The sequence below is a fragment of the Paraurantiacibacter namhicola genome (assembly GCF_001687545.1).
In the GTDB taxonomy this organism is placed as follows: Bacteria; Pseudomonadota; Alphaproteobacteria; order Sphingomonadales; family Sphingomonadaceae; genus Paraurantiacibacter; species Paraurantiacibacter namhicola.
In genome coordinates, this window is record NZ_CP016545.1 from 1,228,359 (window position 1) to 1,248,246 (window position 19,888).

A 19,888-nucleotide genomic window follows, 5' to 3' on the forward strand; every position below is an offset into this window, starting at 1 on the left:
CGCGGCTTAATCGCCGTGCATGGACCGCGCCCCCTATGCCGCCGATCCCGCGCACAGCCGCGGGCGCGAATTCGCAATCGACATCCCGGCCGATGGCCGCGGGGAGACGCGCGGGCCGCGCGGGCCCTTCCAGCGCGACCGGGACCGCGTCATCCATTCCATCGCCTTCCGCCGCCTGGCGGGTAAGACGCAGGTCTTCGTCGCGCCCGACGGGGACCATTACCGTGTCCGTCTGACGCACAGCCTTGAATGCGCGCAGGTGGGGCGCGTGGTCGCCCGCGCGCTGCGGCTGGACGAGGACCTGACAGAAGCGCTGTGCCTGGCGCACGATATCGGCCACCCGCCCTTCGGCCATGCCGGGGAGGGTGCGCTGGACGCGGCGCTTCAGGGCAAGGGCGGCTGGGACCACAATGCGCATTGCCTGCGCACGCTGATGCGGCTGGACAGCCCCTATTGCGACCACCCCGGCCTCAACCTCAGCTGGGAAGTGCTGGAAGGCCTCGCCAAGCATAACGGGCCGGTGGCGCAGCCGAACTGGGCGCTGGCGGCGCTGGATGCGGATTTCCCGCTGGACCTTGCTCGCCATGCCTCGGCGGAGGCGCAGGTTGCGGCGCTGGCGGACGATATCGCCTATGACAATCACGATATCGACGATGGCCTGCGCGCCGGTTTCCTGGATCTGGATGCCCTGCTGGCGATGGATTTCGTGGCCGACCAGTGGCGCAATGTGGAGCGGCGCTTCCCGCGCGCTGCGCTGGCGGCGAAGCAGCGCGAGCTGGTGCGCGGCCAGATCGGCCTGATGGTCAATGACCTTGTCGAGACCAGCCGCCCGCTGCTGGCCGATGTGGGATCGGTGGAGGAGGTTCGCGATGCCGGCAGGCCGCTTGTCCGGTTTTCGGACCAGATGGCCGCGCAGGAGCGCGAGCTGAAGGCCTTCATGTACGAAAACCTGTACCACCATCCGCAGCAGCACGGCACGGCGGACAAGGCGCAGGCGCTGGTCGCGCAATTGTTCGCCGCATACGAGCAGGAGCCGGAGAGGATGGGCGAGAACTGGGGAGGCGCGGCGCCGCTGGAGGAGCCAGCGCGCAGCCGCCATGTCGCGGATTACATCGCCGGGATGACGGACCGTTTCGCCATGGATGCCTATGCCCGAACCTTCGGGCGCGTGCCGCAAGGGCTGTCCAATGTCTGATGCGCTGCGCCTACTGGTCGTCGGGGCCACCGGGCTGGTCGGCGGCCGCGCGATAGAGGAAGCGCAGCGGCTGCGCGAGTTCCACCTGCTGGCCCTGTCACGCCGGGAGCTGGGGCTGCCGCTGGGCACGCGCATAGAGGTGTTGCTGGCCGACCCGGCAAACTGGCCCTCCGCCATCGCGCAATTGCAGCCCGATGTGGTCATCTGCGCGCTCGGCACGACCTGGGCGAAATCAGGACAGGACGAGGCGGCCTTTCGCGCCGTGGACCAGTACCTGGTGCTGGCTGTGGCGAAAGCGGCCAAGGCGGCGGGGGCGCAGCGCTTTGTGCTCGTTTCGTCAGTGGGGGCGGACCTTGCCACCTCCAATTTCTACCTGCGTGTGAAGGGAGAGGTGGAGCGCGATATCGGCAAGGTCGGTTTCGACCGCCTGACCATCCTGCGGCCTGGACTTCTACGCGGCCCGCGCGGCGGGGAGCGGCGCGTGCTGGAACGGCTGGGCATTATCCTCAGCCCGCTGACCAACCTGTTCCTGCATGGCCAGTACCGCAAATATCGCTCGATCGACGGGCGCGTGGTGGCTAGGGCCGCGCTGCAGGCGTGCCTCGACAAGCGCAAGGGCCGGTTTGTGCTGGAAAATGACGGCATCCACCGCGCGGCAGGCGAGCTGGAACGGGCCCACCCTTCCGAATAGCAAAACGCCCGCCGTTTGACGGGCGGGCGCTTCAGGTGACGGTTTGCGTCGACGCGTCAGTCGATGGCGCGCTCACCGGCTTCACCAACGGATTCGATGTCTTCGCCAACACCTTGCACGGTGTTGCAGGCAGCGGCGGCCAGCGCCAGGGCGGCAAGTGCCGATGATTTAAGGATTTTGCGAACCATTTTCTCTTCCTCTCGGTTTCGCCAGCGCAAGGCCGGACTGGGAGGAGAAACGAACGGTTTGTGGGCAGGTTCCCCGCAGCATATTGCGCCGCGCGATCAGTGAACCCATATGGCGCCGCGATGAAGCAGCCGGACTTCCTGTTATTTGCCAGCGATGCGCTGCTGGCCGCGCTGTGGGGCGGGGCACTGATCGTGCTCGCCGCCTTCTCGCTGTTCATGGAGCGCCGCCGGGTCAGGCGTAAACACATCGACAAGGTGGGCTGGATGCCGTGGCTGCTGCTGTTCGTGCTGTGCGCGGTGACAGGCGTCTCGCTGCTGTCGATGGCAATCCCCGGCCTGATGGCGGGATAGCTTTCAGCCAATTCGCACGGGCCTGCGGCGCCAGGCGCCTGAGAGCCGCCTGCCTTACAGGCATGCCTCCAGATAAGCCTGATCGAAGCCGAACATCCGCGCCTTTTCCAGCGTATAGGGGCGCAGGCCGGACGAGCGGAACTCGCCGATGATCTTGCCGTCTTCGCTCTCATCGAGATATTCGAAGGCGAACAGTTCCTGCGTCACGATTACGTCGCCTTCCATCCCGATCACCTCGGTGATGTTGGTGGTGCGGCGCGAACCGTCGCGAAGGCGCTTCACCTGCACGATCAGGTCCACCGATTCCGCGATCTGGCGCGAAATGGCTTCCTTCGGGATCTTGATGTCGCCCATCAGGATCATGTTTTCCATACGGCCCAGGCACTCACGCGGAGAGTTCGCGTGGAGCGTACACATCGAGCCATCGTGGCCCGTGTTCATGGCGGCGAGAAGGTCGAAACATTCCGCGCCGCGAATCTCACCCAGGATGATGCGGTCCGGGCGCATACGCAGGGCGTTCTTCACAAGGTCGCCGATGGTGATCGCACCCTGGCCTTCGAGGTTGGGCGGGCGCGTTTCCAGCGGCAGCCAGTGCGGCTGCTGCAGGCGGAGTTCGGCCGCATCCTCGATGGTCAGCACACGCTCGCCCGGATCGATCATCTTCGACAGGGCGTTCAGCATGGTCGTCTTACCGGAACCCGTACCGCCGGAGATGACCACATTCATGCGGCAGGCGCCGGCAATCTTCAGCGCGGTGCACATCTTGTCGCTCATGGAACCGAATTCCTTGAGCATGTCGAGCGTGATGGGCTTTTCGGAGAACTTACGAATGGAGATGGCCGTACCACGCAGCGAAAGCGGCGGGACGATCACGTTCACACGGGAACCGTCCTTGAGGCGGGCGTCGGCCAGCGGCGTGGTCTGGTCGACGCGGCGGCCGACCTGGTTCACGATACGCTGGGCGATCTGGAACAGGTGCTGTTCGTCACGGAAGCGGATGGGAGCCACCACCAGCTTGCCGCCTTTTTCGATATAGGTCTGGTCCGGGCCGTTGACCATGATGTCGGACACGTCCGGGTCGCCCAGCAGCTCTTCCAGCGGGCCGAAGCCGAGCAGCTCGTCGATCAGCACCTTTTCCAGCGCGAACTGCTCGCGCCGGTTCAGCGTGACCTTCAGCTCGGCCAGTACTTCCATGATGATCGGGCGGAATTCTTCGGACAGCTCTTCCTTGGACAGCGTGCTGGCCGCTTCGGGGTCGACGCGTTCCAGCAGGCGCGGGAGCACCTGTTCCTTGATCTTGTGGACGCTGGCTTCGAAACCGCCGACTTCCTGCTTTTCGTGAACGGCATTGGCGCGGTCCGTCAGGCGCGCCATCGCATCTTCCTTCATCGGCGCGGAATTGACCGCATCGCTGCCGGGGACTTCCACGCCTTCGCCAGGAACGGGCGGGAACTGGTCGCCGCCTTCGGGCTCGCCGGAGCCTTGGCCGGAACCCTGGCCGGATCCGCCGCGCATGGGCCGCGCCACGCCAAAGGACGGGCGAGAGCCGGGCTTCATTCCCCCGGCACCGTTCTTTCGTCCAAATGCGCTCATCCGTTGAACCCCCGATTCAAGATCCGGCGCGGGCCGGACTGGCCTGCATGCCGTTTGATCAGTGTCATCAGCGATTTAGGTGAAAAAGCGGTTAATGCCGTGTCAGAAAGGGACACTTGCCACCCCGGCCCGCCAACCACATTTTCCGCGAAAAACCGCAAGAGGCAATGGTTTCGGCCTTGGTAATCATATCGCGTGCAGGCTATCGCGGGCCGCATCGCAGGAATGGCGCGGGGCAATCCGGATATCATGCAGCAATCGGACCGCGCAGGGATGCTTTACGTGCTGGCCGGGGTGACCGTGCTGACCGTGGGCGATGCGATCTTTAAGAGCATGGCGGGCGAATGGGGCGCGGCCGGTGTTGCGGCGCTGCGGTACACCATGGGGGCCGTGGGCCTGTCCGCCATCCTGCTGGCGCGCGGCGGGCGTAGCGAACTGCTGCACTGGCCGCGCCCGCGCCTGCAATGGATGCGAGGCTTCGGCGTGGCGCTGGCAACGGTGGCCATCATCAATGCCTTCTTCCTGATGCCACTGGCAGAGGCGACGGCCATTACCTTCACCCAGCCCATGATCACGGCCCTGTTGGCCGCGCTGTTCCTGGGCGAACGCATGCGGGCAGCGGTGCTGGTGGCCACGGTGGTGGGCTTCATCGGCGTGACGATCGTGCTGCGGCCCAACTTCATGGACATCGGCTTTGCCGCATTCCTGCCGCTGTTGGCGGCGCTGGGCATGGCGATCCTGATCATCGGCAACCGCGCCAGTGCCGGCCTGGCAAGCTCACTCGCCATGCAGGCCTATGTCGCGATTACGGCGACCGTCTTCCTGCTGGCGGCGGCGGGGCTGGGCATGTTGAGTGGCCATCCGGCATGGCAGCTGGACATGCCGCACTGGAGCGTGGTGCTGCGCTGCGCGGTGGTGGCGGTGACAGCCAGCTTCGCGCACTGGCTGATCTTCATCGGCACGGTCCGGGCCGGGGCCTCCACCGTTGCGCCCATGACTTATGGCCAGCTGATCGCGGCATCGATCCTGGGCTACATCTTCTTCGACGAGATACCCGATGCGATGGCGTGGCTGGGCGCAGCCATTATCGTGGGAGCAGGGCTGTTCCTGTGGTGGCAGGGGCGCGCTGCCCCGGCGGCAGGCACTCAGCGCTGATCCTTGCGGATCCAGGCCGTCAGGCGGCGGTCATGGATCGTCTCGGTCCGCAGCGGCATGTAATCGCGCTCCATCGCGGCCTCGACATAGGCCAGCGTTTCCTTGTTCTGCGCCGTAAAGGGGCGGTCAGCAGTGACCACGACCGGCGGCTTTGCAGCCATGATGCGGCGCACCTCGTCGATCTGGCGGATGCCCAGGGCATCGCGTTCCAGCGCATTGTTCAGATGGTCGGGATAGATGAAGCGCGTGGGCAGGCAGCTTCCCGTCGTCTGGTACAGCGCGGTCGGCCCGTCGAACACCCACAGGCAATCGGCCTGCGAACCAACAAGCGGTGTGATCGCTGCGGTCAAATCCTCCATCGCCGCGCGGTGGTCTTGCGAGGCTTCGATCCGGCCGGGGTAATAGGTCAGCGCGAAGCAGCCCACGCCCGTCAGCACCAGCGGCCAGACCTTGAAGGGCCCGCGCCGGTCGAGGAAGGGCAGGGCGACGAGCAGGCTGCCCGGCACCAGCGCCGCGAAATAGTAATTGTAGATGGTCGACGGGAAATAGACCGTCGCATAGCTGGCGGCGAGGAACAGCCAGAAGAAGCGGTAAGCCGCCCAGCTATCCGGCGTGCGCATGCGCAGCGCTGCATAAAGGCCGAACAGCGTCAGCGCGGCCATCGGCGAGACATAGAGCAGCTGCTCCATCACGAAGCGGCTGTCCCCGGCGGGCAGCCGGTCGAAGAAGCTGACGAAATTGGCGAACCAGAAGGCGTCCCACTCGCCCACGCCCAAGTAGAACAGGCCCACAAGGATCGTCGGCAGCAGGCCGGCGAGCGCAAAGCCTGCCGCGAGTGCCAGCAGCTGTGGCAGGCTGCGGCCCTTGCGGTACTGCCCCCACAGCACCCACGCCCCGAAGAATGCGCATTGCGGGACTACGGTATATTTCACCTGCAGCGCGATCCCGCCGATCAGCATGGCGATGAAGGCGCGGCGCAGAGCATCGGCGCGCGACTGGTCGAATACCAGCAGCGCCATCGCCAGCATGGCCGGGACATGGAACACCTCGGTCTGCGCGGAATGCGAGCCGTAGATCGCCATCAGCACGATGTAGATTACCGCAGCGCCGGTCGCGGTCCCATGCTCCGTCACCAGCAGCGCCAGGCGCCGCACCAGCCATGCGCCGATCACGATAAAGATCATGGCCAGCAGCTGGTACGACCATGGGGCTGGCAAGCCGGTGGCTGCGGCAAGCGCGTAGATCAGGAACAGGCCGAGTGGCTTGCGGTCCCACAGATCGGCAAAGGGCAGCTGCCCCTCCAGCATCTGGCTGCCAATCAGGGCGTAAAGCTGCTCGTCGATATCGGCATTGTGATCGCCCAGGAACGGCAGGCGCACCACGACGGCAACCACGGCCAGCAGCACGACCACCGCCAGCCCGCGGCGCGGCCATGCGGACCCGCTGGCCAGCGCCTTCCTGTCAGCCGTGATGGTGGTCATTGCCCTGTCGTCCTGTGAAATTCGTGGTTACGCTTGGATAGAGATGGTTAATATCCGGTTTAGCGATGGCGGCGATGCTGGCGGCGTTGGAGGGTCCGGCCGGGGCGAGGCGCAGGCCTGCTGGCTTTGCGGACGGCCCTTCGGCAAGCGGATCCAGTGGCATCACACGGTGCCGAAGGCCAAGAAGGGGCGCACGACCGTGCCGGTCCACCCCATCTGCCACCGGACTATCCATCGCAACTTCACCAATGCGCAGCTGGCCCGCTTCGGGGCAGACCGTGCGCGCCTTCTTGAGGAGGAGGCGGTGGCACGTTTCGTGCGCTGGGTGGCGGACAAGCCGCCCGATTTCCACGCGCCGACAAGGTAGCGTTCACGCCCTTTTTACGCACCATGGCTTAAGCGGCCTGCATGTCCGGCATCTGGCAAAGGATCGGCGCGGTCGCCGTATGGAGCGTGTTTGCGCTGGTGGTGGGCGTGGCTGCGCTGTCCGTATGGGCGGTGGCCCCCTATTCTATGGACCCGCACCACAGCGCGCGCACGGCGAAATACCTCGCCAAGGCGCCATTTGCGGATCGCATCGTTATCGGGGACAGCCGCATCCAGTACCTTGGCGAACGGCCCGAGGCGCTGATGATGGGATATTCCAGCGGGCAGACCTGGCAAATCGTCCGCATTGCGAAGCTGGCCTGCCTTGCCAGCGATGCGCCCGTCTCCATCGCGCTGGGCGTGAATGACGCCAAGCATGCCGATCCTGCGACGAGCAGGCAAAAGCTGGCGATCGCCGAGATTGTCGAAGCTTGCGGCGACCGCCCGACTTACATCGCGGAAGTATGGCCGGCGGAGCTGGGCGTCGAACCGGCTGGCGGCGATTACGATCCGCAGCTCGTGGCAGTGATAGACCGGCAGGCGCGCCAGGCCGCCGCTCGCTTCGATAATGTCGAGATGCTTCCCGTTCCGCCGCTGCCGGACAACTGGACGGTCGACGGCGTGCATTTCACGCCGGAGGTCGATGAGCTGTACGTCCAGGCGCTGACGCAGCCGCTTTAACCGAATGTTCGCCTTGATGGGGCATCAGGGTGTCATGCGCGAGGGACGCTTCATCACACCGGAAATGTCGATCCTGCTGGACCTGATCCGCGGGCTGGCGGCGCTGGTCGTGCTGGGCGGTCACATGGTGCAGATGGAAATCTACACCGGACCTTATCCGTTGACGGAAACCGCGCAGCATAATGCGGTGCTGATCTTTTTCGTGCTTTCGGGGCTGGTTATCTCCCATTCCGTACGCACGCGGCCGCAGGACCTGCGAACGTACGCGGTGGCGCGGGCTGCGCGCATTTTCCCCGTGTCGCTGTTTGCGCTTCTCTTTGGCCTTGCACTGTTCACCATAGCCCGATCGATGGGGCTGGAAGCGAGCCTGGAGCATGTGCGGACGGATGCGGCGGAGCCTGCAAACCTGCTGCTGCCGATACTGTTTCTTGGCGATGCGCAGGGCGTGGTCCTGCCGCCATGGAACCCGCCCTATTGGTCGCTGGCTTACGAGGTGTGGTTCTACGCCCTGTTCGGCGCGGCCTTCTTCCTGCGCGGAAAACTGCGTGCTGCGGCGCTGCTCGTGCTGTCGCTGCTGGCGGGCTGGCGCGTCCTGCTGCTGATGCCAAGCTGGCTGCTGGGCGTTTGGCTGTCCGGCAAGGATTTCCGTCCGGGCCGCCAGGCCGCGCTTGCGCTGGGCCTGCTGGGATGGCTCGTGATGCTGTTTGCGACCGTTTTCGGAGTTCCCGCTGCCAACCTGCTTCTGCCGATCGTGCAGGCAACGGGAGTGGACTTCAACTTCAGCACCTATTTCATAACGGACAACCTGTTCGCCATCGGGGTTGCCATCTGTTTCGTCGCGCTGCGCCCGCTCGCGGCAGCAAAGGCTGCGCTGCTGGAGCGTTGGGCCGGGCCGATCCGCTGGCTCGCAGGCTGCAGTTTCTCGCTCTATATCCTGCACTGGCCGATCATCTCCGCCATGTCAGCCTTCGGTATGGTAGCAGGCAAGAACGCGTGGCTGTTCGCAGCTTATGCGCTGGCCATATTGGCCTTCTGCGCGCTGACTGCCCGCGTGACGGAACATCGCAGCGGCGACGTGCGCAAATGGATGATGCGCGTGACGCAGCGCCGTGCGCTGGAAGCTCCGGCCCGCGCATGAAAAAGGGCGCCGCAACGGGCGCCCTCTCTGAAATCGGTAGTGGTGGAAGCGTCAGGCTTCGACGTGTTCCGCGAGGACCGTCAGGCCGCTGTCGCCGACTTCGGCAAAACCGCCGCGCACGGCGATCTCTTCCGGCTGGCCACCTTCGGTCTTCCAGACCTGCACCGCGCCGTCGCGGATCACGGACATGAAAGGCGCGTGGCCTTCCAGCACGCCGAATTCACCTTCCGCACCGGGGACGACCACCATGTAGACGTCCTCGCTGCGAACCAGCTTCTCCGGCGTGACGAGTTCGAAATGCAGGGCCATGTCAGTTTCCGTCGATTGCCGCATCGAAATGGCGTGCGGCGGTTTCAAATTTGTCGCGGCAATTCGTGTTGCAGAACCCGACGACCGACCCGCGATACATTGTCAGGCTGTCGGCGCTGACCGGCTTTCCGGACCAGGGACACGTCTGGTTGACGCAGTCGCTCAGGTCCGGTTGGCCGGTCATCGCAATCAGGCGTCTTCCGCCAGCTTCTTGGCCTTCTCGACAGCTTCGTCGATGCCGCCGACCATGTAGAAAGCCTGCTCCGGCAGGTGGTCGTATTCGCCTTCCACCACGGCCTTGAAGGACGCGACGGTGTCTTCAAGCGAGACGAACTTGCCGGGGATGCCGGTGAAGACTTCGGCCACGTGGAAAGGCTGCGACAGGAACTTCTGGATCTTGCGCGCACGGGCGACGGTCAGCTTGTCCTCTTCGGACAGCTCGTCCATGCCCAGGATGGCAATGATGTCCTGCAGGCTCTTGTACTTCTGCAGCGTTTCCTGGACCTTACGCGCGGTTTCGTAGTGCTCTTGGCCCACGACGCGCGGCTCCAGCACGCGGCTGGTGGAATCGAGCGGGTCAACGGCCGGGTAGATGCCCAGCTCGGAGATCGCGCGGTTCAGCGTGGTCGTGGCGTCAAGGTGGGCAAAGGAGGTTGCCGGTGCAGGGTCGGTCAAGTCATCGGCCGGCACGTAAATGGCCTGCACGGACGTGATCGAGCCCTTGTTGGTGGAGGTGATGCGCTCCTGCAGCGCGCCCATGTCGGTCGACAGGGTCGGCTGGTAACCCACGGCCGAGGGAATACGGCCGAGCAGGGCGGACACTTCGGAACCGGCCTGGGTGAAGCGGAAGATGTTGTCCACGAAGAACAGCACGTCCTGGCCTTCCTGATCGCGGAAGTATTCCGCCATCGTCAGGCCGGACAGGGCCACGCGGGCACGCGCGCCGGGAGGCTCGTTCATCTGGCCGAACACCAGCGCCACCTTGGAGCCTTCGGAGATGGCGTTGCCATCGGCATCCTTGGCGATGACGCCCGCGTCGAGGAATTCGTGATAGAGGTCGTTACCTTCGCGGGTGCGCTCACCCACGCCGGCGAACACGGACACGCCGCCGTGACCCTTCGCGATGTTGTTGATCAGTTCCTGGATCAGCACGGTCTTGCCCACGCCGGCGCCGCCGAACAGGCCGATCTTGCCGCCGCGCGCATAGGGGGCGAGAAGGTCGATGACCTTGATGCCGGTGACCAGGATGGCCGCTTCGGTGGACTGGTCCACGAACAGCGGGGCATCAGCGTGGATCGGCATGGTCTGCTCGGCGCCCACGGGGCCGCGCTCGTCGATCGCTTCGCCGATCACGTTCATGATGCGGCCCAGCGTCTTGGGGCCGACCGGAACGGAGATCTGGCTGCCGGTGTTGATCACTTCCTGCCCGCGGGTCAGGCCTTCGGTCGCGTCCATGGCGATGGTGCGAACGGTGTTCTCGCCAAGGTGCTGGGCAACTTCGAGGACGAGCGTCTTGTCGCCGTTCTTGGTTTCCAGCGCGGTCAGGATCGCCGGCAGCTCGCCGGGGAAAGCGACGTCGACGACGGCGCCGATGACCTGGGCGATGGTGCCGTTGGTGGTCTGGTTGAGCACGGGTGCGGTGGCCATTGTTGGTTCCTTGGGCTTACTTACAGCGCTTCCGCGCCGGCAATGATTTCAATGAGTTCGGTGGTAATCGCGGCCTGGCGGCTGCGGTTGTACTGGATGGTCAGCTTCTGGATCAGGTCGCCGGCATTGCGCGTGGCGTTGTCCATGGCGGTCATGGAGGCGCCCTGTTCGGATGCCTCACGCTCCAGCAGGCCGCCGAAGATCTGCGTCTTGACGTAGCGCGGCAGCAGTTCTTCGAGGATTTCTTCCTCGCCCGGCTCGTATTCGACGACAGCATCAGTCTCGGCCGCGTTTTCGGGCGCGGGCACGGGGATCAGCTGCGTGGTGGTCGGGTCCTGCGCCAAGGCGCTCTTGAACGTCGGGTAGACTAGGTGGGCGACGTCGAATTCGCCCTTCTCGAACCGCTCGATCAGGTCGGTCGCGATGGCTTCCGCTTCCTCGAACCCCGGCTGGCGGACTTCGGAGGTGTCGAACCACTTCTCGATCCGCTCGGGATAATCGCGCTTGATCGGCGCGCGGCCCTTCTTGCCGACGAGGTAGAACTGCACGTCCTTGCCTTCGGCCAGAAGCGCGCGGGCCTGCAGCTTGGCTTCCTTCACGATGTTGGAATTCAGGCCGCCGCACAGCCCCTTGTCCGTGTTGATCACGACCAGGAGGTGGCGCTTGTTATTGCCGGTACCGGCGAGCAGCTTCGGCGCGCTGTCGCCCGAAACCTTGCCCGCGATGCTGGCCATTACGTCCGACAGGCGCAGGGCATAGGGGCGCGCGGCTTCCGCAGCGGCCTGGGCACGGCGCAGCTTCGCCGCGGCGACCATCTGCTTCGCCTTGGTGATCTTCTGGGTCGATTTAACCGACCCGATCCGATCCTTGAGTTCCTTGAGGCTAGCCACGTTGAATACCCTCGTTTGTATCTGTTCGTTCAAGACCGGCGATGCGATCGCCAGCCAGGACAAGAAACACCGCTCCGGCAATCCCCAAACCGCCAAGCAAATAGCCGAGGCGCTTGGCGTTTGTGCCGGCAGGCTCCTTCATCGCGGCGACGAGCAATTCCCCGCCTTTGAGAAGAACAAGCAGACAACCTAGATAGAAGAGCAGATTAAGCACGTTGTGTCTTACGCGAACTGCTTGGCGAAGGCGTCCAGCGCGGAAACCGTGCGGTCCTTCACGTCGCCTTCGAACTTCTGCGTTTCGCGGATGTCCTTCAGAACGTCGGCGTGCTCGTTACGCATGAAGCTGAGCATCTGCTCTTCATAGGCATTCACGCGGTCGACGGGCACATTGTCGAGATAGCCGTTGGTACCGGCATAGATCGACACGGTCTGCTCTTCGAACGGCATCGGGCTGAACTGCGGCTGCTTCAGCAGCTCGGTCAGGCGGGCACCGCGATTAAGCAGCTTCTGCGTTGCGGCATCGAGGTCCGAACCGAACTGCGCGAAGGCCGCCATTTCACGGTACTGCGCCAGGTCCAGCTTCATGGAGCCGGACACCTTCTTCATGGCCTTGGTCTGGGCGGCGCCGCCCACACGGGAGACGGAAAGGCCCACGTTGATGGCCGGGCGGATACCCTGGTAGAACAGGTCCGTTTCCAGGAAGATCTGGCCGTCGGTGATGGAGATCACGTTGGTCGGGATATAGGCCGACACGTCGCCTGCCTGCGTTTCGATGATCGGCAGGGCGGTCAGCGAGCCGCCGCCATTGTCGCCGTTCATCTTTGCGGCACGCTCAAGCAGGCGGCTGTGCAGGTAGAACACGTCGCCCGGATAGGCTTCGCGGCCCGGCGGGCGGCGCAGCAGCAGCGACATCTGGCGGTAAGCCACGGCCTGCTTGGAAAGGTCGTCATACACGATCACGGCGTGCATGCCGTTGTCACGGAAAAACTCGCCCATGGCGCAGCCGGTGTAGGGCGCCAGGTACTGAAGCGGGGCTGGCTCGGAAGCGGTTGCGGCCACGACGATGGAGTATTCCATCGCGCCGTTTTCTTCCAGCTGGCGCACGATCTGCGCGACGGTGGAGCGCTTCTGGCCCACGGCGACGTAGATGCAGTAGAGCTTCTTCTTCTCGTCGTCGCCCTGGTGCGCATCCTTCTGGTTGATGAAGGTGTCGATCGCCACGGCGGACTTGCCGGTCTGGCGGTCACCGATGATCAGTTCGCGCTGGCCGCGGCCAACGGGGACCAGCGCGTCGATGGCCTTGAGGCCGGACTGCACGGGCTCGGACACGGATTCACGCGGGATGATGCCCGGTGCCTTCACTTCCACGCGGGCGCGCTTCACGTCCGTCAGCGGGCCCTTGCCGTCGATCGGGTTGCCCAGCGCGTCGACCACGCGGCCCAGCAGGCCCTTGCCGACGGGGACGTCCACGATGGTGCCGGTCCGCTTGACGTTGTCGCCTTCCTTGATCTCGGCATCCGAGCCGAAGATCACGACGCCGACATTGTCGGCTTCCAGGTTCAGCGCCATGCCTTCGACGCCATTGGCGAACTTGACCATCTCGCCGGCCTGGACATTGTCGAGGCCGTGGATGCGCGCGATGCCGTCACCGACGGAAAGCACGGAGCCCACTTCGCTGACTTCGGCTTCGCTGCCGAAATTGGCGATCTGGTCCTTGATGACCTTGGAGATTTCTGCGGCGCGGATTTCCATGAGTTACCTTTCGCTGCCAGCGCTTACGCGCCGGGGGCTTTCATAGCTTGTGCAAGAGTGTTGAGGCGGGTGCGGATCGAGCTGTCGATACGCTTTGAACCGATGGTGACGACAAGGCCGCCCAGCAGGTCGGGATCGACGCGGGGCTTCAGCTTGACGGTGCGGCCTTCGCGGGCACGCAGTTTCTGTTCCAGGTCGGACAGCTGCTTGTCCGTCAGCGCGTGGGCGCTGGCGACTTCGGCCGTCACTTCGCCGCGCTGGGCGGCGGCGATGGCGGAAAAGGCGCGGATGATCGCGGGCAACTGCGACACGCGGCGGTTCTTCGCCAGCGTGCCCAGGAAATTGCGGGTCAGTTCGGACAGGCCGAGGTGGTCGGCGATGCCGGCCATCACGCTGCCAAGCTGGCCGCGGCTGACTTCCGGATTGCCGATCAGGGATTTGAGGTCAGCCGATTCGGTCAGCGCCGCATCAAGCTTGTCGAGATCCGATTCGACGGCCGTGACGGTTCCCGCCTCGCTCGCGAGATCGAACAAAGCACTGGCGTAACGCCCGGATAGGCTGGCCTGAATACCGGCGGAAAGCTCCACGCGCGAAGGTCCTCTTGGGTCCGAGTAGACGGAATTGTCGACTGCCTTGCCCGGGGCGCACAAAAGGCTCCCCGGCAGGGCTGGCGCGCGCCTAGCACCGGGTTCACACCAGTGCAACCCGAAGGGGTGTTCAAACCGGCCTGCAGGCCGGACGGTGCGTCAGTCGAAACTGGCGAGGCATTCTTCGAGCGCAGCGATACCTTCCTTTGCCCCGTTGAGCGGAAATGCCGCCAGCAGGGTTTCGCCATGGTGGAAGCCCACGGCCTCGTAACTCGCCATGTCGGAACGCAGGCGACGACGATCTTCGCCCTGCAGCATGATCATCACCCGGTGGCGGCCATCGTCAGCGCTCATCGTGCCGAAAGAGCGTGTGCCCCATGAGCCGCTGCCATCGGAGGAATCCGAGGTCACGAAATCCATGGCGAGGTCGGCCCTGCCGCGCCCTTCGGGCAGCGTATCGGCATTGGTGACGAACAGCATGACGAGATCGCCGTTCTCCTGGTCGGCATCGTCATACAGCATCAGCGTCTGCTTGCCGAACTGGTCGGTCTCCCAAAGCTGGATCATGCCGCAGGTCCGGTCCTCTTCCGTGCGCATGACGGAGAAGGTGTCGCTGGCCTTGTAGATTTCGGTTTCCGCCGAAGCAGGGGCCGAAAAGGTGAGGCTGGCCGCGGCGATTGCGGCGGCGGCAAGGAATGGCAGTTTCGTCATCGTCTTCAGGTCCCGTCTTGAGGTGTGGTCAGGTTGGCGGCGCATTCTTTCAGCAATTCAACCGCAGGGCCGGCCCCTTCCAGCGGCATGGCCGCCAGAAGTTCTCCGTCCATGTAAAAGGACACGGCCTTGCTGTTGGAAATATCGGCCATGGCCTGCGTCCGGTTCTGGTCACCATAGAAATTGAACAGGAACAGGTGGCCTTTCCCGAGCTCGCCATCAGGCTGGTAGATGAACTCGCGTTCGCCCCAGCCGGCATCGATCTCCACGCCGTCATTGTCGAGGAAATAGATCGCCAGGTCCTGCGTCCCGCTTTCGCCTGCTGGCTTGCGCGATTCCTCTATCGTGAAGGCGATGGAGGAAAACTCGTCCTCGCCTTCGCCGGATTCCAGCACGATCAACATGATCGTTCCCGCGTCGCGGTGCTGCCAGCTGTTGGCCATGGAGCAGGCGTGGGATTCCCGTTCGCTATGGATGGTGAAGGGCGGCGCCTCGGCATAGAATTCCGACTGCGCCGAAGCCGACGCCGGAATTGCAGCGGCAAGGGCCAGGGCAAGCGGGCCCATGATCATGCCACGGTGGGTGCTCATCGGAATGGGTGCTCCTGACCAAGGTGACCGGCTACCGTCACAGGCTGGCCACGCAGCCTTCCAACTGGACGACTGCCTCGGGCAGCCCTTCGAGCGGCACGGCCAGCAGCAGGTCATCACCGTTATAAAGGCCGAGGGCGCGGCTCTGCGCCAGGTCCTCGCCAATGGCGACATCATCCTCGCCGTCGAACTGCGAGACGAAAAACGCCTTCTCTTCGCGGGTCTGGTATCCGAACAGGCGCTGTCCCCAGCTGCGGTCGAGCTGCGTATCGCCATTGTCGAGGAAGATCAGTTCCAGGTTCACGCGGCCCACTTCCAGCCCTTGTGGCACAACGCCGCGGGTCAGGGAGAGCACGCGGTAATCCTCGTCCGCGTAATCGAGCAGCATGAGCTGGATTTCGCCATATTCGGGGTGATTCCACCTGCGGATGGCACCGCACAGACGCTCGCTTGCGACCGGCTGGATCGAATATTCGCCGACCTTGCTCTTATACATGCCATCTGGAACCTGCGCCTGCGCGGCGGGCGCGGCGAAGCCCAGGCTGGCGGTGAACCCGGCGAGAGTCAGGAGGGTGTTCAGCTTAGACATGGCGATAATATTCCGTTCTGGTTCACTTGGATGAGGCTGCGACATCGCAGTCATAGACCACGCGTTCATTGGGTCTTTGCGGCAGCAGCGACAGGACGGCCTTCTGCCGTTCACCGAATGAACGGGCGCTTGCTTCGTCTGCCGGGCAGGCGGGGGCCTTGTAGCTGCCACGCGCCTTGCGCGCCTGGGCCATGGCTTCGCGGCCCAGCAGGTAGCGATCGTTGCGGTACTCCCCCGTGTCCGGGTCGTAGGAATTGACGGATACCACCGCATCCTCGTTCGGCACGAAGGCCCGGCTCCAGCGGCCATCGGCCAGGCCGTATTGTGTGCGGCCGTTCACGCAGCCTGCATCCCAGTCGAACTGCACGCTGGCGGCGGCCTGCCCGGTCACGCGGCTGCGTTCCGGCACCAGGCGGCACTGCGCCGCGCCTGTGACGACGCCTTCGTCGATCACGCCGGCATTGGCGCTGGCCATTTCCTCGCGCAGCCGGTCCTGCAGGCGGTCGTCTATCTCGGCATAAGCGGGGCGCGAGAGCCATGCGATGACTCCGCCCGCAAGCGCCACCAGGGCGATGCCGCCCGCTATGGCGCGCTGGCGGCTGGCGCCGGCTGCATGGCCCCACACGGCAACGCCGCCCGCGCCCAGCGCCGCGACCAGCAGCAGGAAGGCGAGCGCCATGCCGTTCTCCCGCTCTGCCATGACGGCAAAGCGCACATCCTCGCGCATGGAAGCGCGGCGGCGGGCATCGGCCTCGGCGCTGGCCTGCTGCTCAGCTTCCGCCTTGCGCTGGGCGGCCTCTGCGCGGTCGCGTTCCTCGGCCTCCAGCTCGGCAAGGCTGCGGCACGGCATGGAGTTGATGCGCGGGGTGATTTCGTTCGCACGCAGGAAGGGCAGCAGTTCCTTCATGGACACGGCGAAGAAGAACTCGGCATCCGGCCCGCCGGTATTGGTGCCGAAGGAATTGACGCCCAGCACGCGTCCGCATTCGTCCACCAGCGGCCCGCCGCTGCTGCCGCGCGCGATGCTGGCGGTGTGCAGCAGCGTGTCGAAGCGGCGGCTGGGGCGGCGGCCGGACAGCGTGCCATTGGCCTTTACCGGCGGCTGCGGGCGGAAGAAGTCGGCCATCTGCAGGCCCTGCGCGGCATCGACATTGAAGGGATAACCGATGGAGACGACCGGCCCGGAGTCGACCGAGGCATTGCCGGCCAGCGTCAGCGGCGGAAGGTCCATGTCCGCGGTGGTGGCGATCAGCGCCAGGTCGTTGCGCGGGCTGTAAGCGATCAGCCGGCCATAGACCGGCTCCCCGCCGTCGGACGGCACGATGCCGATGGCCAGCGTGGCATCGTCGCGCGCTTCGGCCACGACATGGGCGTTGGTGATGATGCGTTCCGGCGTGACAGCAAAGCCGGTTCCGTGGCTGACCGGGAAGAGGCGGCCGTTCTCCTCCTCCACGATCACGATGCGGACCACGCCGCGCGCTGCGGCGCTGATATCGGCGGGATCGGCATGGGCAGCAGAGGGCACCAGCACCAGTATTGCCGCAGCCAGCGCGATGCGCACCATTGCCAGCCACCGGCCGGCAGCCCGTCCCCGTTCCCTGTCCATGACGGCTTTTTCGCCCTGTTTCGCTTTGAGCGCAAGCTTCGGGACGCACCCTGTCAGCGATTGTCACAAGATTGCGGTCGAAAGGAACAGGCCATGGCATGCACTCCGGCAGCAAAAAGGCTATCATCCCCGGCGATGGAGCATGACGCAGACGAGATGTGGGCGGCAGTGCTGCGCCGCGACCGGGCGTGGGACGGGCGCTTCGTCACCGGCGTGCATTCCACCGGCATATATTGCCGCCCCAGCTGCGCCGCGCGCACGCCGCATCGCAAGAATGTGCAATTCTATGCCGGCCCCTTGGCAGCGGAGGCGGCCGGGCTGCGCCCCTGCAAGCGCTGCGCGCCGCATGACCAGAGCCGGGAGGAGGCAGCCGTGCTGCAGGCAATTGCCCTGATCCGCGAAGCCGAAACCACGGTATCGCTGGAGAAGCTCGGCAAGGCGACCGGCTATTCGCCAAGCCATTTGCAGCGCATCTTCAAGCGCGCCACGGGCATGTCGCCCGCCGCCTATTTCCGCGCCCTGCGCGATGAGCGTGCAAAGCAGGCGCTGGGCGGGGCGGAGCGGGTGAGCGACGCGATCTACGATGCAGGCTATGAAGCGCCCAGCCGCTTCTATGCCGCGATGGAGGGAAAGATGGGCATGACGCCGAGCGACTGGAAGAATGGCGGCGAGGGCCGCGAAATCCATTACGCGATTGTTCCAACGACGCTGGGCGAGATGCTGGTCGCCGCGACCGAGACGGGTGTGTGCTGTCTCAGCTTCAACGAAGGTGAGGCGGAATTGCAGGCGCGTTTCCCGAACGCGCAGCTGCGCGAAGCCGGTGCGGCCTTTCGCGCGCTGTTCGAGGAGATCACTGCTGCGGTCGAGGACCCGTCCGAAGCGGCGGGCGCGCATATCCCGCTCGATGTGAAAGGCACGGCGTTCCAGCAGGCGTGCTGGCGGGCGCTGCGGGAAATTCCGCCGGGAGAGACGCGGTCTTACGGACAGCAGGCGGCAGCGCTTGGAAAACCGGGCGCAAGCCGCGCGGTTGGCAGCGCCAATGGGGCGAACAACATCGCCGTCCTGATCCCCTGCCACCGCGTGATCGCGGCCGATGGCGGCTTGGGCGGCTATGCCTATGGGACTGAAATAAAGGCCGAATTGCTGCGCCGCGAAGCGGGCGAGTAGCACCCCGCCACTGTCACCCAAATACAACAATCGGCAACCCTCTGGCTTAAGCTGGAACTGCCTGCGCGCCTGCTCATTGAAGCTCCAAACGGCGGGAACCGTGTCCGGTTCGGGGTGCCGGGTCGCCATGCTTCGGCATGTCTCCGGGGACAGGACAAGAGATGAATGGAGTATATTATGAAGAAACTTCTGATTGGTGCATCTGCACTGGCGCTGGCAGTTCCCGGTGTCGCACAGGCTGACGGTCCCTATGTCGGCGTAAGCGGCGGCTGGGTTATGCCGGATGATTCCGACAATACCGGCGAAATCGACACTGCCGTCCCGGCAAGTGTCGGCGGCACGTTCCCGGCGATTCCCGCTGGCACGGCCGTTGGCTTCAACACCGAATTCGACGATGGCTGGGAAGCTTCCGTCGCCGTCGGTTACAAGTTCGACAACGGTTTCCGCATCGAAGTGCAACCGTTCTACAACCAGTACGATGTCGATACGCACAGCGGCCTGACCGTTGGCGGCACCAATATCGATGCGCTCGATGTCGCAGTCCTGACGCGCGGCGCGGCCAGTGCGGCCAACCCGACCGTGGGCCAGGTGCTGGCTGACGGACGCGGCGATGTCAGCAATTACGGCGCGTTCCTGAACATCGCCTATGACATCCCGGCCGGCAGCATCAAGCCGTTCGTCGGCGGCGGTGTCGGCTACCAGTTCACCGACGTGAACTACCAGCCCTCCGGCGTGACCGTGATCGACGGTGATGAAGACGGTTTCGCATGGCAGGCATTTGCCGGTCTGGCGTTCGCCGTGTCCGACAATGTCGACCTGTATGGCCAGTACACCTACCGTGCCGGCTTCGATGAGAACCGCTTCAACAACCAGCTGCTGCCCGGCTATCTCGATGTCGAGAACAAGCAGCAGATCGTGAGCGTCGGCCTGCGCTTCGGCTTTGGCGGCGAACCGGAACCCGTGGTGGCACCGCCGCCGCCGGTCCGTGTCGCACCGACCCCGCCGCCGCCCCCGCCGCCGCCCCCGCCGGCTCCGATGATGAAGACGTGCTATGACGGCTCGCGCATCCCGGTTGCACAGGATTGCCCCGTGCCTCCGCCGCCCGCAGTCTCGCCCGTTGGCGAACGCGGCTGATCCATCGGATCACTGAAAACAGGGAAGGGCGTCGCGATTGCGGCGCCCTTTTCTTTTGCATCTGGTG

At 64.8% G+C, this 19,888-nt stretch carries 23 protein-coding genes; 10 read left to right on the forward strand and 13 right to left on the reverse strand.

Annotated features, from left to right (window positions below; translation table 11 throughout):
* Positions 1–19 precede the first annotated feature (19 nt).
* Complete coding sequence (locus A6F65_RS05955; protein WP_067786810.1) at positions 20–1,195, forward strand: deoxyguanosinetriphosphate triphosphohydrolase; 1,176 nt, start codon at positions 20–22, stop codon at positions 1,193–1,195.
* Positions 1,188–1,886 carry an NAD(P)H-binding protein gene (locus A6F65_RS05960; RefSeq protein ID WP_067786812.1) on the forward strand — a complete coding sequence of 233 codons (699 nt, stop codon included), beginning with the start codon at positions 1,188–1,190 and terminating at the stop codon, positions 1,884–1,886. The genes A6F65_RS05955 and A6F65_RS05960 overlap by 8 nt, the downstream gene beginning before the upstream one ends.
* Positions 1,887–1,942: 56 nt before the next feature.
* Here A6F65_RS05960 and A6F65_RS05965 read toward each other — a convergent pair whose 3' ends face one another.
* Entirely contained in the window at positions 1,943–2,074 is a 132-nt protein-coding gene (locus tag A6F65_RS05965; RefSeq protein ID WP_067786814.1) for an entericidin A/B family lipoprotein, read from the reverse strand.
* A 120-nt stretch (positions 2,075–2,194) separates the two neighbouring features.
* Here A6F65_RS05965 and A6F65_RS05970 point away from each other — a divergent pair, with 120 nt between their 5' ends.
* Entirely contained in the window at positions 2,195–2,425 is a 231-nt protein-coding gene (locus A6F65_RS05970; RefSeq protein WP_067786816.1) for a hypothetical protein, read from the forward strand.
* A gap of 54 nt (positions 2,426–2,479) precedes the next feature.
* Here A6F65_RS05970 and A6F65_RS05975 read toward each other — a convergent pair whose 3' ends face one another.
* Positions 2,480–4,018 (reverse strand): CpaF family protein, encoded by a 1,539-nt coding sequence (locus A6F65_RS05975; RefSeq protein ID WP_205631906.1) that lies wholly within the window; start codon positions 4,016–4,018, stop codon positions 2,480–2,482.
* Between the two features lie 225 nt (positions 4,019–4,243).
* Here A6F65_RS05975 and A6F65_RS05980 point away from each other — a divergent pair, with 225 nt between their 5' ends.
* Complete coding sequence (locus A6F65_RS05980) at positions 4,244–5,173, forward strand: DMT family transporter (RefSeq protein ID WP_237164900.1); 930 nt, start codon at positions 4,244–4,246, stop codon at positions 5,171–5,173.
* Here A6F65_RS05980 and A6F65_RS05985 read toward each other — a convergent pair.
* Entirely contained in the window at positions 5,164–6,654 is a 1,491-nt protein-coding gene (locus A6F65_RS05985) for an ArnT family glycosyltransferase (RefSeq protein WP_067786820.1), read from the reverse strand. The genes A6F65_RS05980 and A6F65_RS05985 overlap by 10 nt on opposite strands.
* A 43-nt stretch (positions 6,655–6,697) precedes the next feature.
* Between A6F65_RS05985 and A6F65_RS05990 the strand changes: the two genes are divergently transcribed.
* The 3 genes from A6F65_RS05990 to A6F65_RS06000 are packed head-to-tail and all read left to right on the forward strand — an operon-like array spanning position 6,698 to position 8,839.
* Positions 6,698–7,021 (forward strand): HNH endonuclease, encoded by a 324-nt coding sequence (locus A6F65_RS05990; RefSeq protein WP_157093072.1) that lies wholly within the window; start codon positions 6,698–6,700, stop codon positions 7,019–7,021.
* Between the two features lie 41 nt (positions 7,022–7,062).
* Entirely contained in the window at positions 7,063–7,701 is a 639-nt protein-coding gene (locus A6F65_RS05995; RefSeq protein WP_067786821.1) for an SGNH/GDSL hydrolase family protein, read from the forward strand.
* Between the two features lie 4 nt (positions 7,702–7,705).
* On the forward strand, positions 7,706–8,839 hold the full coding sequence (locus tag A6F65_RS06000; protein ID WP_067786823.1) for an acyltransferase family protein: 1,134 nt from the start codon (positions 7,706–7,708) through the stop codon (positions 8,837–8,839).
* Positions 8,840–8,890: 51 nt separating this feature from the next.
* On the opposite strand, the gene A6F65_RS06005 is transcribed toward A6F65_RS06000, so the two are convergent.
* The 4 genes from A6F65_RS06005 to A6F65_RS06020 are packed head-to-tail and all read right to left on the reverse strand — an operon-like array spanning position 8,891 to position 11,685.
* Positions 8,891–9,148 (reverse strand): ATP synthase F1 subunit epsilon, encoded by a 258-nt coding sequence (locus tag A6F65_RS06005; RefSeq protein WP_067786825.1) that lies wholly within the window; start codon positions 9,146–9,148, stop codon positions 8,891–8,893.
* Position 9,149: 1 nt separating this feature from the next.
* Complete coding sequence (locus tag A6F65_RS06010) at positions 9,150–9,332, reverse strand: glutathione S-transferase (protein ID WP_067786827.1); 183 nt, start codon at positions 9,330–9,332, stop codon at positions 9,150–9,152.
* Between the two features lie 5 nt (positions 9,333–9,337).
* Entirely contained in the window at positions 9,338–10,795 is a 1,458-nt protein-coding gene (gene atpD / locus A6F65_RS06015; RefSeq protein WP_067786828.1) for a F0F1 ATP synthase subunit beta, read from the reverse strand.
* A gap of 20 nt (positions 10,796–10,815) precedes the next feature.
* Complete coding sequence (locus A6F65_RS06020; RefSeq protein WP_067790195.1) at positions 10,816–11,685, reverse strand: F0F1 ATP synthase subunit gamma; 870 nt, start codon at positions 11,683–11,685, stop codon at positions 10,816–10,818.
* Position 11,686: 1 nt separating this feature from the next.
* Here A6F65_RS06020 and A6F65_RS13110 point away from each other — a divergent pair, with 1 nt between their 5' ends.
* Positions 11,687–11,878 carry a hypothetical protein gene (locus A6F65_RS13110; protein ID WP_205631907.1) on the forward strand — a complete coding sequence of 64 codons (192 nt, stop codon included), beginning with the start codon at positions 11,687–11,689 and terminating at the stop codon, positions 11,876–11,878.
* Positions 11,879–11,907: 29 nt separating this feature from the next.
* Here the strand turns inward: A6F65_RS13110 and atpA are convergent, their stop codons facing one another.
* From atpA to A6F65_RS06050, 6 genes are all read right to left on the reverse strand, one after another.
* Positions 11,908–13,437 (reverse strand): F0F1 ATP synthase subunit alpha, encoded by a 1,530-nt coding sequence (gene atpA, locus A6F65_RS06025; protein ID WP_067786830.1) that lies wholly within the window; start codon positions 13,435–13,437, stop codon positions 11,908–11,910.
* Positions 13,438–13,460: 23 nt separating this feature from the next.
* On the reverse strand, positions 13,461–14,024 hold the full coding sequence (locus A6F65_RS06030; RefSeq protein ID WP_067786832.1) for a F0F1 ATP synthase subunit delta: 564 nt from the start codon (positions 14,022–14,024) through the stop codon (positions 13,461–13,463).
* 159 nt (positions 14,025–14,183) lie between these two features.
* The gene (locus tag A6F65_RS06035; protein WP_067786834.1) at positions 14,184–14,735 is read right to left on the reverse strand and encodes a hypothetical protein; all 552 of its coding nucleotides are present in this window, start codon (positions 14,733–14,735) and stop codon (positions 14,184–14,186) included.
* Positions 14,736–14,740: 5 nt separating this feature from the next.
* Positions 14,741–15,325: a hypothetical protein gene (locus A6F65_RS06040; RefSeq protein ID WP_157093074.1), complete on the reverse strand. Its 585-nt coding sequence runs from the start codon at positions 15,323–15,325 to the stop codon at positions 14,741–14,743.
* Positions 15,326–15,362: 37 nt separating this feature from the next.
* Entirely contained in the window at positions 15,363–15,914 is a 552-nt protein-coding gene (locus A6F65_RS06045; protein ID WP_067786838.1) for a hypothetical protein, read from the reverse strand.
* A gap of 22 nt (positions 15,915–15,936) precedes the next feature.
* Positions 15,937–17,520, reverse strand: coding sequence for a S1 family peptidase (locus A6F65_RS06050; RefSeq protein ID WP_237164901.1), 1,584 nt, complete (start codon positions 17,518–17,520; stop codon positions 15,937–15,939).
* 135 nt (positions 17,521–17,655) lie between these two features.
* Between A6F65_RS06050 and A6F65_RS06055 the strand changes: the two genes are divergently transcribed.
* Together A6F65_RS06055 and A6F65_RS06060 are read left to right on the forward strand one after the other, a co-directional pair.
* Positions 17,656–18,687, forward strand: coding sequence for a bifunctional transcriptional activator/DNA repair enzyme AdaA (locus tag A6F65_RS06055; RefSeq protein ID WP_067786842.1), 1,032 nt, complete (start codon positions 17,656–17,658; stop codon positions 18,685–18,687).
* A 177-nt stretch (positions 18,688–18,864) separates the two neighbouring features.
* The gene (locus tag A6F65_RS06060; RefSeq protein ID WP_067786844.1) at positions 18,865–19,821 is read left to right on the forward strand and encodes a P44/Msp2 family outer membrane protein; all 957 of its coding nucleotides are present in this window, start codon (positions 18,865–18,867) and stop codon (positions 19,819–19,821) included.
* The last annotated feature ends 67 nt before the right edge of the window (positions 19,822–19,888 follow it).